At 32.5% G+C, this 15,339-nt stretch carries 14 protein-coding genes; 6 read left to right on the forward strand and 8 right to left on the reverse strand.

The genetic code is table 11. The features are described from left to right. Positions 1-33: 33 nt before the first annotated feature. Together NNL09_RS23445 and NNL09_RS23450 are read right to left on the reverse strand one after the other, a co-directional pair. Positions 34-345, reverse strand: a complete 312-nt coding sequence (locus NNL09_RS23445) for a monooxygenase (protein ID WP_196911951.1) — start codon at positions 343-345, stop codon at positions 34-36. A 16-nt stretch (positions 346-361) separates the two neighbouring features. Next, positions 362-748 carry a hypothetical protein gene (locus NNL09_RS23450; RefSeq protein ID WP_025664198.1) on the reverse strand — a complete coding sequence of 129 codons (387 nt, stop codon included), beginning with the start codon at positions 746-748 and terminating at the stop codon, positions 362-364. 109 nt (positions 749-857) lie between these two features. Here NNL09_RS23450 and NNL09_RS23455 point away from each other — a divergent pair, with 109 nt between their 5' ends. The 4 genes from NNL09_RS23455 (at position 858) to NNL09_RS23470 (ending at position 5,191) form a co-directional block, all read left to right on the forward strand. Continuing rightward, entirely contained in the window at positions 858-1,217 is a 360-nt protein-coding gene (locus NNL09_RS23455) for a helix-turn-helix domain-containing protein (RefSeq protein WP_231389229.1), read from the forward strand. Between the two features lie 147 nt (positions 1,218-1,364). After that, positions 1,365-2,564, forward strand: coding sequence for an imelysin family protein (locus NNL09_RS23460; RefSeq protein WP_196911950.1), 1,200 nt, complete (start codon positions 1,365-1,367; stop codon positions 2,562-2,564). 99 nt (positions 2,565-2,663) lie between these two features. Next, the gene (locus tag NNL09_RS23465; protein ID WP_196911949.1) at positions 2,664-4,082 is read left to right on the forward strand and encodes a di-heme oxidoredictase family protein; all 1,419 of its coding nucleotides are present in this window, start codon (positions 2,664-2,666) and stop codon (positions 4,080-4,082) included. Between the two features lie 2 nt (positions 4,083-4,084). Beyond that, on the forward strand, positions 4,085-5,191 hold the full coding sequence (locus tag NNL09_RS23470; RefSeq protein WP_196911948.1) for an imelysin family protein: 1,107 nt from the start codon (positions 4,085-4,087) through the stop codon (positions 5,189-5,191). Between the two features lie 98 nt (positions 5,192-5,289). On the opposite strand, the gene NNL09_RS23475 is transcribed toward NNL09_RS23470, so the two are convergent. Then, positions 5,290-5,700 carry a hypothetical protein gene (locus NNL09_RS23475; RefSeq protein ID WP_025664193.1) on the reverse strand — a complete coding sequence of 137 codons (411 nt, stop codon included), beginning with the start codon at positions 5,698-5,700 and terminating at the stop codon, positions 5,290-5,292. A 251-nt stretch (positions 5,701-5,951) separates the two neighbouring features. On the opposite strand from NNL09_RS23475, the gene NNL09_RS23480 reads away from it, so the two are divergent. Continuing rightward, complete coding sequence (locus NNL09_RS23480; RefSeq protein WP_196911947.1) at positions 5,952-6,455, forward strand: hypothetical protein; 504 nt, start codon at positions 5,952-5,954, stop codon at positions 6,453-6,455. 100 nt (positions 6,456-6,555) lie between these two features. Here NNL09_RS23480 and NNL09_RS23485 read toward each other — a convergent pair whose 3' ends face one another. From NNL09_RS23485 to NNL09_RS23505, 5 genes are all read right to left on the reverse strand, one after another. Beyond that, positions 6,556-7,383 carry an ATP-binding cassette domain-containing protein gene (locus NNL09_RS23485; protein ID WP_025664191.1) on the reverse strand — a complete coding sequence of 276 codons (828 nt, stop codon included), beginning with the start codon at positions 7,381-7,383 and terminating at the stop codon, positions 6,556-6,558. 5 nt (positions 7,384-7,388) lie between these two features. Beyond that, positions 7,389-8,159: an ABC transporter permease gene (locus tag NNL09_RS23490; RefSeq protein ID WP_025664190.1), complete on the reverse strand. Its 771-nt coding sequence runs from the start codon at positions 8,157-8,159 to the stop codon at positions 7,389-7,391. Positions 8,160-8,250: 91 nt separating this feature from the next. Beyond that, a complete protein-coding gene (locus NNL09_RS23495) occupies positions 8,251-10,065 on the reverse strand; it encodes an OmpA family protein (RefSeq protein WP_025664189.1) in 1,815 nt (604 codons plus the stop codon). Between the two features lie 35 nt (positions 10,066-10,100). Next, positions 10,101-11,219, reverse strand: a complete 1,119-nt coding sequence (locus tag NNL09_RS23500) for a hypothetical protein (protein ID WP_025664188.1) — start codon at positions 11,217-11,219, stop codon at positions 10,101-10,103. Between the two features lie 11 nt (positions 11,220-11,230). Continuing rightward, the gene (locus NNL09_RS23505; protein WP_025664187.1) at positions 11,231-11,914 is read right to left on the reverse strand and encodes a hypothetical protein; all 684 of its coding nucleotides are present in this window, start codon (positions 11,912-11,914) and stop codon (positions 11,231-11,233) included. Positions 11,915-12,370: 456 nt separating this feature from the next. On the opposite strand from NNL09_RS23505, the gene NNL09_RS23510 reads away from it, so the two are divergent. Then, on the forward strand, positions 12,371-15,307 hold the full coding sequence (locus NNL09_RS23510) for a DUF4132 domain-containing protein (protein WP_196911946.1): 2,937 nt from the start codon (positions 12,371-12,373) through the stop codon (positions 15,305-15,307). Positions 15,308-15,339: the final 32 nt, after the last annotated feature.

Consider the following 15,339-nt stretch of genomic DNA (forward strand, 5'->3'; position numbering starts at 1 on the left):
CCATAATAAAGTTAAATTACTATTCATTACTTTTTAACTTAAAGGAGCGTTATTAATTTTACTTAAATCTTCTAACACATCAAAGATATGGTCTGTTATTTCGGTGATACCAATTCTATTAAGTCTTTTAATATGCATTTCTCTATACTTCATTAAATACTCTTTATTTTTGAATAAATAAGTCGAGCCAAAATGAGACGTTCCTTCTTCATGAGTCCATATTTTCCAAATAATACCTTCTTCTTCAGCAATACTTTTTGCTAAACTTGTATTGCCTTCCATAAACTCTTGTGTTACAGGACCATCATATTTTAAATGGAGGTCCCAAATCTTTAGTATACTCATTGTTCCTAAGTTTTAATTATTGTTTGTATTGATTATGCTTCAACTTTACATAGCTTAGTATGGATAGCAAAGTAAAAAATGCAGGGTCTGACCAGCCAAAACCGTAGAAAACACCAGTGTAAATTGCATAGAGTGTTATAAGTACTCCCAAAATGTTTGTCCACAATAAACTCGTTAAAATTTTTCTGGCATACACACTCTTTTCTTCTACATCTCTAAATAGAAGGCTAATAATTGCAATTCCTCCCAGGAAAATAGTAGTGTGTTGTGATAAAAAAACCGAGTATTTATCGTTTAGTTCAAGTCCATAATTTGGCCATAATAGGTTAGGAATAAAAAACAACCCCAATCCGAAGACCGTATAAATCACCCCGTGAATTGTTAAAAATGTTTTAGTACTCATATGGTATTTTTTTGTTTTACACTGCAAAATTAAAGTATATAGTTTATTTTTGATACTTATTTACAAAAAGATACTAATTTCCTTTAGGAAACTATTAAATTATTTGACAATGAAAATACAGCAGGAACAACCATTATCAAAAGAATGTATACAGCAATTAAGAGCTATTAAAGACACTATGGAATTACTATCTGGTAAATGGAAAATACAAATAATGGGTACATTACTTCGAGGTGGAACTATGCGATTTATGGAGTTAAAAAGAACCTTAAATGGAATAGCTCCAAAAAAATTATCAAATGATTTACAAGAACTCGAATTAAATAAGCTAATCACTCGAACAGTAAAAGATACTAAACCAATTACCGTTGAATACTCCTTAACAGAACACGGAAAAACGTTAGATAATTTGATAGTCGAAATTATAGATTGGGGGCTTAATCACAGAAAAGAGATTATTAAAAAATAGAATACTCTGTAGTCACAATGTGTACTATTATAATAATTCGTTTTGGTTTACAATATTTTATTTAAATTTAATCTAAATAAACTTGTTTACTTAATTTCTAACATTTAGATTTGTTCCTTATTTATAACTAGTCTAAATTAACGTGAAATGAAATTTAACATTCAAGTGATAGCTTTAATTACAGGTGCTATCCTAAGTATTGTAAGTTGTAGTAGTGATGATGATGCTCCAGCTAACGAAACTGTATCAAAATCTGCTGTAATAAAAAACTATGCTGATATCGTATATCAATCGTATAAAGATTCATACGACAAAGCTTTAGAAATGCAAACCGCTATTAATGCTTTTGTAGATAACCCTACAGAGAATGGATTTCAGACTACCAAAAACGCCTGGCTTGCAGCTAGAGAACCTTATGGTCAAACTGAAGCCTATCGAGAGTCTAACGGACCAATAGATGAAGGAAAAACTGAAGGCCAACTTAACGCATGGCCTCTTGATGAAAATTACATAGACTATGTTCGTGATAATTCTGGAGGTGTTACTTCAGAGGGAATTATAAACAATACTTCTATAACAATAGATGAAACTGCCCTAATTGGTTTAAATGAAGGAGCTGGTGGTAATGGTGTGCTTGATAAAAATATCAGTACCGGTTATCATGCTATAGAATTTTTGCTTTGGGGTCAGGATTTTGCAGATCCGTCTAACGGGCTACCTGGACAAAGAGCTTATACCGATTATGTAACAGGTAGTTCTGGCACTAATCAAAATCAAGACCGAAGAGGTACTTACCTTAAAATAGTGACAAGTATTTTGGTTAAAGATCTTAAATCTCTTGTTGATACATGGGTAGAAGGTGGTACATATAGAAATACGTTCCTGGCATTACCAGAAGATGAAGCCTTAAAAAATATGATGTCTGGTATCTTTTTTATGACAGGAGAAGAATTATCTACAGAAAGAATGGCTGTTGCTGTAGAACAAAATCAAGAAGATGAACACTCTTGTTTTTCTGATAATACACATAGAGATATTTATACCAATGCCAAAGGTGTAAATAATGTGTTATTTGGAGAATATGGTAACATTAGTGGTCCATCTCTATATGACCTGGTTAAACAAGCTGATTCTGGTCAAGCAGAAAAACTTAAAGTTGCTGCGGCATTATCGATATCAAGAATAAATACAATTCTTAACAATATTAGCACCACCAAAAAGTTTGATCAACTTATAGAAGAAGAAACTCTAACTTCTGGTGGTATTGTTATTCAAGCTGTTCTTGCATTAAGAGATCAAGCTAAAGAAATAAGTGCTTCGGCATCTAAATTAAACATTACATTATAAGAGCCACTCAATATTAATGCTATTGTTTTGAAAAGTGGAAAAGTCCCTCATGCGTATGCATGGGGCTTTTCTTGTTAAAAAAAACACACTATTACTTTTATGAAAAAAAAGTTTTTATATTATATCCTTTTCAGTTCTTCTTTACTATCAATTTTTGGATGTAGTGATGATGAATACACAGACCCTACTCCAACCAACCGAGCTGTTTATGAGGACGGAGAAGAACTCTTGGCTGGTAGACTTACTATTAACTCACAAACCAGTAATGCTTTTGGGAGAGCAATCCCTGGCCTTTCTGACGAAGAACAAATCGCTTTTGGTATAGGCAATTCTTTATTTAATCAAGCATGGGTATCTTCTCCTGCATCTACTACAGCCAGAGATGGCCTTGGCCCTACATTTAATAGCAGAGCATGTACCAGTTGTCATAGCAAAGATGGTCGAGGGCTTCCTATTACAGATAATTTTTTAGGTTCAAATGGTTTTTTAATGCGAATAAGCATGCCAGGAGCAGATGAAAATGGAGGCCCCAATCCTGTTACCAATTATGGAACTCAAATACAGGATAAAGCCAATAGTGGTATTTTGCATGAGGCAAAAATAAGAGCAACCTATGAAATTATAGAAGGGTCATATCCAGATGGAGAAACATATACGCTTCAAAAACCTATATATGAAATCTATGATGAGCAGTTTGGATCACTACAAGGTGTGTTAACCTCTCCTAGAGTAGGTACTCAAACTATTGGAATGGGATTAATTGATGCTTTACCAGAAGCCTCTATTTTGGCACATGCCGATGAAAATGATACCAACAACGACGGAATCTCTGGTAAACCTAACTATGTATGGGATGTAAAAGAAAATCAATTAAGACTTGGCAAATATGGCTGGAAAGCAAATCAGCCTTCTTTAGAACAACAAGTTTTTAGTGCATTTCACGGTGATATGGGACTTACAACTTCTTTTTTACCAGTAAATAATTGTCCAACTCCCCAGGTAGATTGTATAGATGCTGCTAATGGTGGAGAGCCAGAAGTAACAGATTTACAATTAGAAAGAGTTCTATTTTACCAAAGAACTTTAGGAGTTCCCATACGTAGAAATTTTGAAGATGAAAATGTATTAAAAGGTAAAGTACTCTTTAATGATTTGCAATGTATATCCTGCCATCAAACCAAATACACAGCAGGTAATTCACCTTCTACCCCATTAATCGAAGATGTTGTATTCAATCCATATTCAGATTTTTTATTACATGATATGGGAGAAGCTTTGGCAGATAATAGACCAGATTTTAAAGCAGATGGAAGAGAATGGAGAACACAACCTCTCTGGGGTATAGGTCTAATTGAAACTATAAACAACCATACTTTTTTTCTTCATGACGGTCGTGCAAGAAACATTGAAGAGGCCATTTTATGGCATGGTGGAGAAGCTGAAAATAGTCTTAATGAATTTAAAAAATTGCCTAAGTCACAAAGGCAAGAACTTATTGCATTTATAAACTCACTATAACAATGAAAACATATCTAAAAATAGCTAGCACCATCATTATTATTCTTTCAGTTCTTATTATCTTCTCTTGCAATAGTGATGATAAGAATACGAATGAGGATCCTGATCGTAAATTTAATACTTCACAAATGTTATCCGACATCACTTCGAGTAGTATTCTGCCTTCTATATCATCATTTAAAGATAAAGCAATAGAACTAGAAGAAAGTGTATCCAATTTTGCTTCAGATCAATCTGAAGAAAAGCTACTAATTGCGCAAAACAAATGGAAAGAAGCTGCAAAATCTTATGCAAATATATATGTCTTTAATATTGGAAGGCCCAAAGATCTATTCATGCACGAACTGTTATTTAACTGGCCTACATTTACAGAAGATATAGATAATTCGATAGCACAAAATACCGAAATAATTGCAGAATCAATTAGTACTAGAGCCAAAGGACTTACAGGGATTGAATATTTATTATTTGCAAATAGAGGTACATCTAATGCCGATATAGTATCTCTTTTTACCGCTACCCCAAGAAGAACTGAATACCTAACAAGTATTACAATCAATTTTAAAGAAAAAGCAATTTTACTTTCAGAGATATGGAATGAAAATGGAGAAAATTACTCGAATACCTTTATAACAAATACAGAAACTGGATTAAATGGTTCATTAAATATGGTATTTAATGGCATGTTTAATGTTGCTGAAACTATTAAAAAAGCAAAATTAGGAAAACCCGCAGGCCTTGAAAACACATCAAGTACCAACCCTCAGATTCTACAGGCTTTTAGAAGTGAAATTTCTCTTGATTTGATAGAAAATAATATTAAAACCATCGAAAGTGTATATTTTACCTCTTCTGGATTAGGAATTTCTGATAATGTAGAATTTATTACCAAGAATTCGACTATTAATGATCGTATCAGAACTCAGTTTAATCTAATTTATACTGCCATAAACAAAACTACAATGCCTTTACATCTTGCTATAGATCAACAAAAACAATCCGTAGAAGAAGTTTATAACGAAATCAAAACCTTGGTTGTATTGTTAAATAACGATGTAGGAAGTACATTATCTATTATCATTACACCTACAGATAATGATGGAGATTAATTCATACCGAATATATAAATAGGCAGGCCCTATTCTACGTATAGAATAAGGCCTGCCAAACTCAACCCACTAACTAAACTAATAGATAACTAAACTTGTTATTGCATCATTTTTTTGGACAGTTCTTGTAACTGTGCAGATTTTTTCTGCATATAATCACTTAGTTTTTTTACATCATCTGCAGAAAGATTCCCCATTACTTCCTGAGCTTTTGTTCCTAATTTTTGTCCTTGTTCTCCAAGAGAAGCGAAAGCTGTCATATCCTTACTTTCTACTGCTTTTTTATACTCTTCGATATAAGCTTCATAAGAGTTCACATATTCCTGAACTTTTTTGTCGCTAAAATTAGGCACTCCGTTAGCAGATTGTGAAGAAGTATTCTCTTCTGTTTTTTCTTCAACTTTTTCTACTTCGTCTCTAGAATCTGATGTATCTGATTTAGTTTCACTCTTACATGATACTGCTAGTATCGCTATTACTAATGAAAGATTTAAGATTACTTTTTTCATGATTTATTTATGTGTTAATTATTTATGATTTTTATTCATATTGATACCACAAATTTGATGCATTTAGAAAGGTTGCCAAACACCCTTTTCAGTGAAAAAAGAACACCCTGAAAACAGGGTATTCAAATAGCAATCATAAATGGGTCATGAGATAAGAAGAAACAGAACTTTTAATCTCTTCTTTTATATTAACTGTATATATTATACATTTATAATCTTACAACATAACACCCCTCTATAAATTAAGATCTATGACGATACAAGATATTATCAACTGGTTTGCAAATAATCCAAATCTTGTACTTGGGTATTTTGCTGTTATTATTGGCATATCTTTACTAGGGTTAATGTTTGTAAATCAAAGAAATTTTCGATCTCCGATAAATTATTTTTATGGAATCTTAGTCTATGCGGTAACTATTCCTGGATTATTGGCCTTAATTATTGTTTTGTACAGTTTTTTCTTCTTAAAGATTAACCTGCTTCAGGTCAATATATTGGCCTATTTTGTTCCTGTCGTTTCTATGTTTGTTACCTTATTTATTATTAATAAAACGGTACCTATGTCTAGAATTCCAGGTTTTGAAAAACTTTCTGGCTTATTTATCATTGTTGCGATAACTTTTATCATTACCTATATATTGCAACGTATGTTTTTTGGAGTCTTTTTTGTTGGTAGATTTCAATATTTAATACTATTCTTTCTTGCATTACTTCTGATTCTAAGAATCGCCTGGAAAAAAATTATAAAATAAAGGATCTTAGCATCTCATCCACAAGCAAACTTCTAAGTATTTGATTATATACTGCCAGATGCTAAAACAAGTTTAGCACAAGGTGTAGATTACTAGATTATTACGAATTAAGCATAGTTGCCTTTATTTGCTTAACAATTTCGATATGATCTAGTCCAAAATCTTTCCAGGCAAGATTTAATTCTTTCATATCAAAATGTTTAACAATAGTACCATAATCAGCACGTTTTCCATCTACGGTAGGATAGCCAATTACATAAATACTATCTGCCAGTTCTACCGCTAATTCTATATCATGTGTAGAATAAATAATCGTATTAAATTCGTGTGTAGACGTAATTAGATTAAATGCGTTTTTAACATCTTCAATATTTCCTACATCAAGCCCCGAAAAAGGTTCATCCAGAACCATATAATGGCCAGAACATAGTATCTGTTCGATTATTGCCGTACGCTGCCTTTGTCCCCCGGATAACTCGCAAGGGTACTGGTCTTTTACTTTTTCCAAACCCCAATCAGACAGGTAACTCATTATTTTGGTATGCTTTTCTTCTTTAGAAATATCTTTTTTACGAAGTGCAAACAGTAATGCCTGATACACGGTTTTATTTCTAAACAAGGTATATTTTTGATCTACAAAACCAATATCTCCTTCATGTACTTCTTTGGCATCATTTTCTGAATCTGTTTCTGTATCGGCAATTAGTATTTTTCCTGTAGTTGGCTTGATCAAGCCTGTCATCGCTCTAAACAATGTAGACTTACCTCGACCAGAACGCCCTACAAAAGCAATAACCTGACCCGTAATATTGTTTTCCCGAATAACATCTTTTTCTACAAAATTAATATCCTTTATTACAGTTTTATCACCATAGGCGACACTTAAGTTTTCTACATATAATAATGTATTATGCGTACTATAGTTCATTCTACTTATATTTTGGAGTATCTAAAAAAAGCTTTTCTCAAGTAATCTAAAACAAAATCTATCGACAGGCCTACTAATAATATTACTATTTGTAATGCTATAATTCTACCGTGATTCATGAATTTATCAGAATTTTTAATCAAAAACCCTAAACCACCGGCCGCTACAAGGATTGATTCTACGGTTACCAACATCATCCAAACGATAGCCAGATTTTGCCTGATTACTTCTATAACATGATCTATTCTTCCTTTTACAACAACTTCCCATAGTACTTCCCATCGATTACATTGTAAAGAACGTGCATGATCGAATTCTTCTTGTGGTATCGAGCTAATCATACTTAATAATGATGTGGTAAGATATGTGGTCATAAATACCACCAATACCCAAACCTGCATGGTTCTGGCATCACTAATAAGGATCGCCAGGTAAAAAGATATACCCGTAAGTGGAAGATAACGTAGCTTACTTAATGTTTTTGCTATTGGTGTTACTACAGGAATCGTAGATAAATAAGTAACGATTAAAGAAATAATAACTGCTATAAGTATTGCTTTTATACAAAGTAATAGCGAGCTGCCAATATGTACCACCAGTCCTTCATTATAAAGCTCTGTAAATCCTGTTAGTACTTGCTGTGGAGAAGGGAACAAATGTCTCTCTCCCATACTAGAAACGAACCAGAAAATCAACACTAATGCTACCCATATACCTATAATAAGTAATCGGCTATTTTTGCTAACCTTTTCGAACGGTTTAAATAAATACTTCATAATACACTTGGTTAATAAAAAAGAAAGCCGTCTAATATGTAAAATCAATATTTTACAAACATAAGACGGCTCTTATTAATTGGATGCCATGTTATTTCAATAATGTAATAACTACTCGTCTGTTTTTGGCTCTACCGCTACTGGTAGTATTTGTTTCAATTGGTTCATCTTCACCTTTTCCGATTACAGATTGGAAACGGGATTGAGGGATTCCTTTACTTCTTAAAAAGTTAACTACAGATTGTGCACGTCTTTGTGATAAATCATAATTAGATTCTGCAGAACCTGTATCGTCGGTATGTCCTTCTAATCTAAGTTTTGTATCCTCTGCCTGAATAAGAAGGTTATAAATTGTTTCTAAAGTATTTGCAGATGATCCCGAAATATTTGCACTTCCGGTATCAAAATTAATATTCCATTCTCCAGAAGCTAAAACTTCTTCGGCTTCTTTGGTGTAATCTGGTTTGTAAGCAGAACCAGCATCAATATCATTAATATTTTTAATAAAATAAAGATTAACTGCTTCGTCATAAGGTACAATCCTTTTAACAGATTCATTAAACCCAAACGGATTAAGTTCGTTTAGATAAGAAGATACCTGATTATAAACAGCTTTATATCGATTGGTTCCATCTGTAATACCATAATATTGCATTACATCTGCATAGTTAAATACTCGTGATCCTCCCATGTTATAATCGATACCATTTTTACTTCCTTTTTGGCCTTTAAACATATCATACCAATACTTTGGAGTTTCTAAATCATATGTTTTGGCAACTGCTTCAGATGCTCTAACTCTCCATTCGTCATATTGCTTCATTTGATTAGAAGCTGTTAGCGCCGATTTTAAAATATTACTAACAATTTCGGGATGTTTTACAGACCATTCTTTTACAGCAATAACTGTAGTTGCCATTTGGTTGTTAAATTCTCGTGTAGATATAATATCTGTGAAACCGTTTAACTCATCAAAAACCATTTTATCTCCTGGAGTCCAGGTAGCACATCCATCAACTTTTTTATTAATTGTTTTTCCTGTTAATTTTCCGTTTCTCACTTCTTTAAGAGGAACTGTCCATCCTGCTTTTTGAGATTTAATTAGTTCTTCTGCAGATTTAATATAATCATCATCCTGTGAAGGATAAAAATTCACAGCATCAGGATCATAAGTAGTAACATCTGGATTTACCTTTAAACCATTAGCAAAGGCATAGTTTAGAGCGGTTACCCAATCTCCATCACCTAATACGGCAGATATCAAAGCTCCTTTCATACTTTTTGGATCAACTTTCCAGCTTGGAGGGCCAATAAGTTTATCTTCACCATAACTAAGTCCTACTGCACCAACTACCTGCACATGGTATTTATCTTTCCCAAATTTATCATCTAAAGCCTGTTGCATGGTACTGATATAAAAAGGAGCACCATCTCCCATCATCATAATTGCAAATGCACTTTTATCTGCGTCTGGGAACTCTTCTCCTCTATCAAATTCTTCAATGAATTTCATTTGCATATTTCTCAATTCAGAAAGCCAATCCTGACGGATTATCTCTAAATTCACTCCATTTTGCTCCATCAAAGAACCTTTGGTTGTTTTTGGTCCTCCGTTAGAAACGATAATACCCGACTGAGCATTCCATGCATATGCCGCCATTCTAACAAGAGGTTTATTCTTCACACTATTTGAAAGGCTGTTAGAAGGCAATTCTAATTTTTCTGATGTAGTAACATTATCTACTTCATCTTTATTTATATTTAACTCATCTAATTGTTTTGCTTCTCCTACTCGCAAACCTGGAGCAAAATAATACACTGCACCTAAGATAGCTCCAAGTAAAATAATTACAATGATAAGCTCGGATAATGTAGTGAGTTTTTTTGTTCTTAAAATTTTACCCATTTTTTAATTTTTATTATAGTTTTTATTTCGGTTAGTTAGTCAAACATATTCCCAAAACCACCACTTGCCTCTTTATCTTCAGCGGTTAGTTTGTAGTTAGGATTTTTATATTTTTCAGAATCAGGAATATAGTCTTTCCCTGTTTTAATATTATCTGCCAAAGTATCTAATTGCGAGTACAGTTCATCACTATCCATATCATATTTAGATGTTAGCATATCGATATCTGTTAGATTTTCCTGAGTCTTTGCTATATCCATAGCAATGGTTTCTGTGATCACATCTAGTGCATATTCTAACTCCCAATCTTTGGTAAATAACATAGCTGATTTTGCCCCATCTGTTGCTGCTTTTGCTGACTTTGCAAACTGATATTCTTTTTCGAGCATTTTGATCGTTACTTCAAAATCAGAAATCTTAATATCTATTGCCGTACCGGCAAGCGTTAGTTTTCTATCCAGTTTCCCCATAACATTGGCTCTACTACCATATTTTTGGATAAAACTTTTACTCTGTTTTAATTGATGAGCAACTTGCTGAGATTGTGATAGTTTTTTTGCCAAAGCGCTATGCAATTCTACATATTCATCGGTATCCTTACCTGCATTACCTTTTTCGGATACTATAACTTGCATTTTATTTCTAATCTTTTCTGCCTGTTTTTGCAATGTTACCACATGGTCCTGAAACTCTTTAGACTCTTTTTCTGCCTTAGAAGCTTCTAGTTCCATTTTACTTTTCAATGCTTTTATCTTAGCCTTAGAATCTTTAAAGACTTTTCTATTCATGAGCATTTTTTGTTTTTGCTCCTGTAATTCTCCAAAAGGATCATGTTTTATTAAGGATTTATGGATTCCTCTTGTTACTCTGCGTAAGAATTTTAAAATTACTGGTAACATCATGATAAAAAATATCACAAATACGGCTACTCCTGCAAGTGCTATTACCTGCCCTAATGCTGTAAACAAAGGTGGTAATACATACACCCATGCAGCGTACCCTAAACCAGCAAACAATGCTATTTTAAGAAAAGCATTTAGTCCCTTTTCTCCATTTCTCCAATTATTAGGGTTTAAAGAAATTTCCCCTTTTTCATCATCAAAATGTTTTAAAATAGGTAAGTCTAATAAGTGGCTTTTTGATTCTTGATCCATTAATGTATTGCTTATATATTATTTTTAATCCCCTCTACAACTGCTGATATTGTTTCCAAAATTTTTGATCTTGCTTTATCGTTAGCAACAATTTTTTGGTCTATCTCTGATACTTCAGAAATCATATCTGCATCAACCGATTGAAGTAAGTCTTTTTTTACGCTGATTTGATTCTGAATCTCAATTAATTTTTTTTCTAAATCAGAAATTTCAGTATTAAGGGTATCTTTTCTATTTTTTTGAGTACTCAAAATCTTAGATTTCTTAGAGTTTCCTTGATTCTGGTACTGCTTATGTACTTTCTCGATTTCTTTAATGTAAAAATCAGCTTGTGTAAGAAGTGAATTTTTAGACACATTCGAGTCTACTCCCTGAGCCATTGTAAAAGCCATCTTATATACAGATGGATCATTAGATCCAACTGCTTTGATCGCTTTAAAAAATTCATAAAAATCATATCCCGGCTTATTAAGAGACTCAAAGCCTGATTCGTACATCTCTATAATTGTAGTAAGCACACTATCACTTACCAAAGTTGCTTTTGGAGGGTGTACTGGAAATTTTGAAACTGATTTCCCCGATTCTGGAAAAGAATTAGAACTAGGTGGTGTTGAAGTTGTTTCTATTGGTTTTTCTCCTTCTGAAGTTTCGTCGTTAATAAAAAGACCTTTCCAGTTAAATTTTTCTTTAGCCATTTAAAATATTTTTGATGAGCTCATTATTGCTAAAATACTGATCCAGGAGGTAAATTTATATAAATTCTTATAAATATTATTGTTTTTTTTAACCTTACCAAGCCATGGATTAAAAGCATTTAACAAAACAAATGATCTTGTATGATTTCCTTATTGATTTATAGACTTCATTATATTAGTGTAATAAGAACACAATTTGTTACAACTCATATACGATACTCTTAAAATTCTAAAATACGTCTTTTTACATTATTATTACAATAAAAAGGATTACAAATGTCTTAATCTATTTCCAAAAATGTATTTTAAACAATACGATATTCACTTCTAAACAGGTCTAAAACATTAAAGCCAAACAACTGATTTTAAATATTAAACAGAATACGAAAGTCCTAAAACCGAATTTGATATAGATCAAATGATACCTTATAATTTAGATTGACCTTTGTAAAAAAAATGAATGAAGATATAATTGAACTGGTTGCTCAAAGAAAAAAACAATGGGTTAACATACTTCATGATTTTCGTAAAAAAATGTACAATGATCATGACAGAGAAAATTTTGAAAATATCTTAAAGTTTATTTTTGGAGAATCTGATGGGTTACCACAAATAACAAGGTCAAAAATAGATACTTTTGATCGTTTAGCTACCTTATTTAGTCCGATACAAGAATGGAATTTTATTGATCAACGTCTTCTTTCATTTATATGTAATGATACTTTTTTTTATGTAAAAGATACCAATACTGAAGGATATTATAAGGTTTTTTTTAAAGAATGGTTTCTGCCTCAACTAAAAGCCGAAAAAAAAGAAGAAGATCTCTTTGGTTTAACTCTAAAAGTTTTGGGTCTTTTTAATATAGATACGTGGACTTCTCTTTCTGCGTATTTAAATGCAACAGAACAAGTTTCCTTTTTAAGAGAAGATAAAACTGTTAATTCTGTGGGAGAAGTAATACTCGAACTCGTCAAAGAAGATGAGATAAGAATCATACAATTATTAGAAAACGAAAATTACATAAAACCATTATTGTCATTATTAGGTACTACAGAGCAAAGTTTACTCGACACACTTTTAGAAAAGCTTCCTCTATACTATACAGGAAAAGAAGCTCAAAAACATATTCGCTTTAGTTGGTTAGAAGAATTGTGTAAAATTGATCTAAAAAAATTCGAATCCTTCGTAGTAGAAAAAATGGAAGGTTCTGATTGTATTTGTTCTGTGATGCAATGTCACAGGATTTTATTTACACGTGCCAGAAAAAAGTACAGGAAACCAACTGCAGCGCATATAAAAAAAGTGCTTCCCTATATTTCTGAACGCAAAAATTTAAGTCAAAATAATTGTACTTCTAATTGGCCTTCTATTACAGGATTATTTCAGAATGACATCCCCAAATTTATTGGTTGGGTATGCAAACATTTTAGAAAAGAAACAAAAACCGAATTGTTTTCATTTGCAAAAGATACAAAACAACTAAATCTAGAGGTTGTTCAGCATATTGTTGATTGTTACAAACAAGATGCTATAGAAATTGCAATAGAAGCATTAAAAACAAACATAAAAGATAATACTACTATTGCACATTACAGGCAAGCTTTTGCACTGCTCGAAGGGTTAGATTTCTCAAAATATTATGATCTGATATGGGATATCGCATGTTCTGAATATCAGGACCTGGCAGATATAGCTGCTTCTTTATTATCTAGATATCCAACAAACGATATTTTTCACAAAGCAAAAGAACTAACCTTGTCAGAAAAAAAAGAGGAAAAAAGAGCTGGAGTTTTTGTTTTAAGTAAAATAAGATGTGAAGAAGCAATCGCTTCATTACAACCTATAGTCGAAAAAGAGATTTTAGAAGATGTACGTAATATTGCTGTGTGTACATTTTATAATCACAAGAATCAGAGTAAAATATCTATTGAAGATATAAAAAAACGTATTCACCTAGCATTGCAAAGAGGGAAACTAGATAACCCTATCCCAAAATGGGCCGGGACATTACCCGAATTACAATGGCAGGACGGTACTACGCTATCAAAAACCGAAACAAACTACCTGTTTTACAGACAAATAAGCTCTAAAAAAATTGATGTAGATATAGAAGCAGAACCCATGTATGCTCTATTAGATCAGAAAAAAGGTGCTGACTTTGCTTATGACTTGTTTCAAAATATGGTAAAAAACACGGGTATGAAAGTAGCTGCAAAACCAGGTTTTGCTATTTTAGGAAAGTTGGGAGATCACCGATTGGCCGTGCCTCTGCAAAATATTGCTATACATGATAAAAATATAAACGCCTGTATTATTCTGGGGATTATAGGAACACGTAGAGCTGCATTAGCATTAGATCAAATCATTCAGCACTTTTATGTGAAACACCCCAATGTTCGCTATGCAGCAGAAGAAGCGTTTGAATCTATAGCAGAGCAATTGGGACTAACCTATTTTGAATTGAAAGATAGTATGATTCCTGATTTCAATTTTATAAATCAGAAAAAAGTATTGAGTAACGGGTATGTAATATGTATAGGTCCACAGCTTAAGTATAGTTTTAAAAATCAACGGGGAAAGCAGGTGAAATCAATCATCAAAACATCTGAAGATATCAAAACAACGTTAAAAAACTTAAATGTTATACGTAAACATACCATACAACATTTTAAGCATAGCTTAGAGAATTACCTGGTTATACAGAAGTTTTGGAAAACAAAAGATTGGAAAAAATTATTTCTCAATCACCCCATTGCTTTTGCCTGTGGCCAAACTCTGATTTGGCAACAAAACAATGAAGACACCTTCATCGTAACTGCAAGTGGTAAATTAAAAAACTATAAGCAGGAACCTGTTAATGTTAATCATGACGACCAGATACGACTGGCACACCCTATTTTCCTGAAGTCTAAAATAAAAACGAAATGGAAAAAATATTTAGAAAATCAAAAAATAACTCCAGTTATTCAACAATTAGATAGAAATATAATACAACTTCCCAGGAAGTTATATAGGGTAACATTATCCACAAATTTTAAAGGCAGAACCTTAACAGCAGGAAAGTTTAAGGCCAGAGCACAAAAAAGAGGCTGGAGAAGAGGAAGTATTGGAGATGGCGGAAGTATATTATCATATAAAAAAGCTTTTAAGGAGGGTAGAATAGAAGTTTTTGTAGAAACTTATAATTTACAAATCCAAGGGATGTTTGATAAAGAGATGATTTTAGGAAAATGCTTTTTCACTCCCTTGGGGTTTGTTCAAACTGATAGTTTTTGTTTTTCAGAACCGCGAAATGAAGCAGATCATCGCCTTATCACATTACAGGATGTTCCCAAGATTATTTATTCTGAAGCAATGAATGATCTCGAAAAAATCATGAATGACGGCTCGTAAAGAAAAATCAAAACAAAAAGAAAAGTTTAAAA

The sequence above is a fragment of the Aquimarina sp. EL_43 genome (genome assembly GCF_943422735.1).
In the GTDB taxonomy this organism is placed as follows: Bacteria; Bacteroidota; Bacteroidia; order Flavobacteriales; family Flavobacteriaceae; genus Aquimarina; species Aquimarina megaterium.

Bases quoted from the DNA above. Each gene is read 5' to 3' on its own strand.
- NNL09_RS23445 (WP_196911951.1), bottom strand. From the start codon at position 345: ATGAGTATACTAAAGATTTGGGACCTCCATTTAAAATATGATGGTCCT.
- NNL09_RS23450 (WP_025664198.1), bottom strand. From the start codon at position 748: ATGAGTACTAAAACATTTTTAACAATTCACGGGGTGATTTATACGGTC.
- NNL09_RS23455 (WP_231389229.1), top strand. From the start codon at position 858: ATGAAAATACAGCAGGAACAACCATTATCAAAAGAATGTATACAGCAA.
- NNL09_RS23460 (WP_196911950.1), top strand. From the start codon at position 1,365: ATGAAATTTAACATTCAAGTGATAGCTTTAATTACAGGTGCTATCCTA.
- NNL09_RS23465 (WP_196911949.1), top strand. From the start codon at position 2,664: ATGAAAAAAAAGTTTTTATATTATATCCTTTTCAGTTCTTCTTTACTA.
- NNL09_RS23470 (WP_196911948.1), top strand. From the start codon at position 4,085: ATGAAAACATATCTAAAAATAGCTAGCACCATCATTATTATTCTTTCA.
- NNL09_RS23475 (WP_025664193.1), bottom strand. From the start codon at position 5,700: ATGAAAAAAGTAATCTTAAATCTTTCATTAGTAATAGCGATACTAGCA.
- NNL09_RS23480 (WP_196911947.1), top strand. From the start codon at position 5,952: ATGACGATACAAGATATTATCAACTGGTTTGCAAATAATCCAAATCTT.
- NNL09_RS23485 (WP_025664191.1), bottom strand. From the start codon at position 7,383: ATGAACTATAGTACGCATAATACATTATTATATGTAGAAAACTTAAGT.
- NNL09_RS23490 (WP_025664190.1), bottom strand. From the start codon at position 8,159: ATGAAGTATTTATTTAAACCGTTCGAAAAGGTTAGCAAAAATAGCCGA.
- NNL09_RS23495 (WP_025664189.1), bottom strand. From the start codon at position 10,065: ATGGGTAAAATTTTAAGAACAAAAAAACTCACTACATTATCCGAGCTT.
- NNL09_RS23500 (WP_025664188.1), bottom strand. From the start codon at position 11,219: ATGGATCAAGAATCAAAAAGCCACTTATTAGACTTACCTATTTTAAAA.
- NNL09_RS23505 (WP_025664187.1), bottom strand. From the start codon at position 11,914: ATGGCTAAAGAAAAATTTAACTGGAAAGGTCTTTTTATTAACGACGAA.
- NNL09_RS23510 (WP_196911946.1), top strand. From the start codon at position 12,371: ATGAATGAAGATATAATTGAACTGGTTGCTCAAAGAAAAAAACAATGG.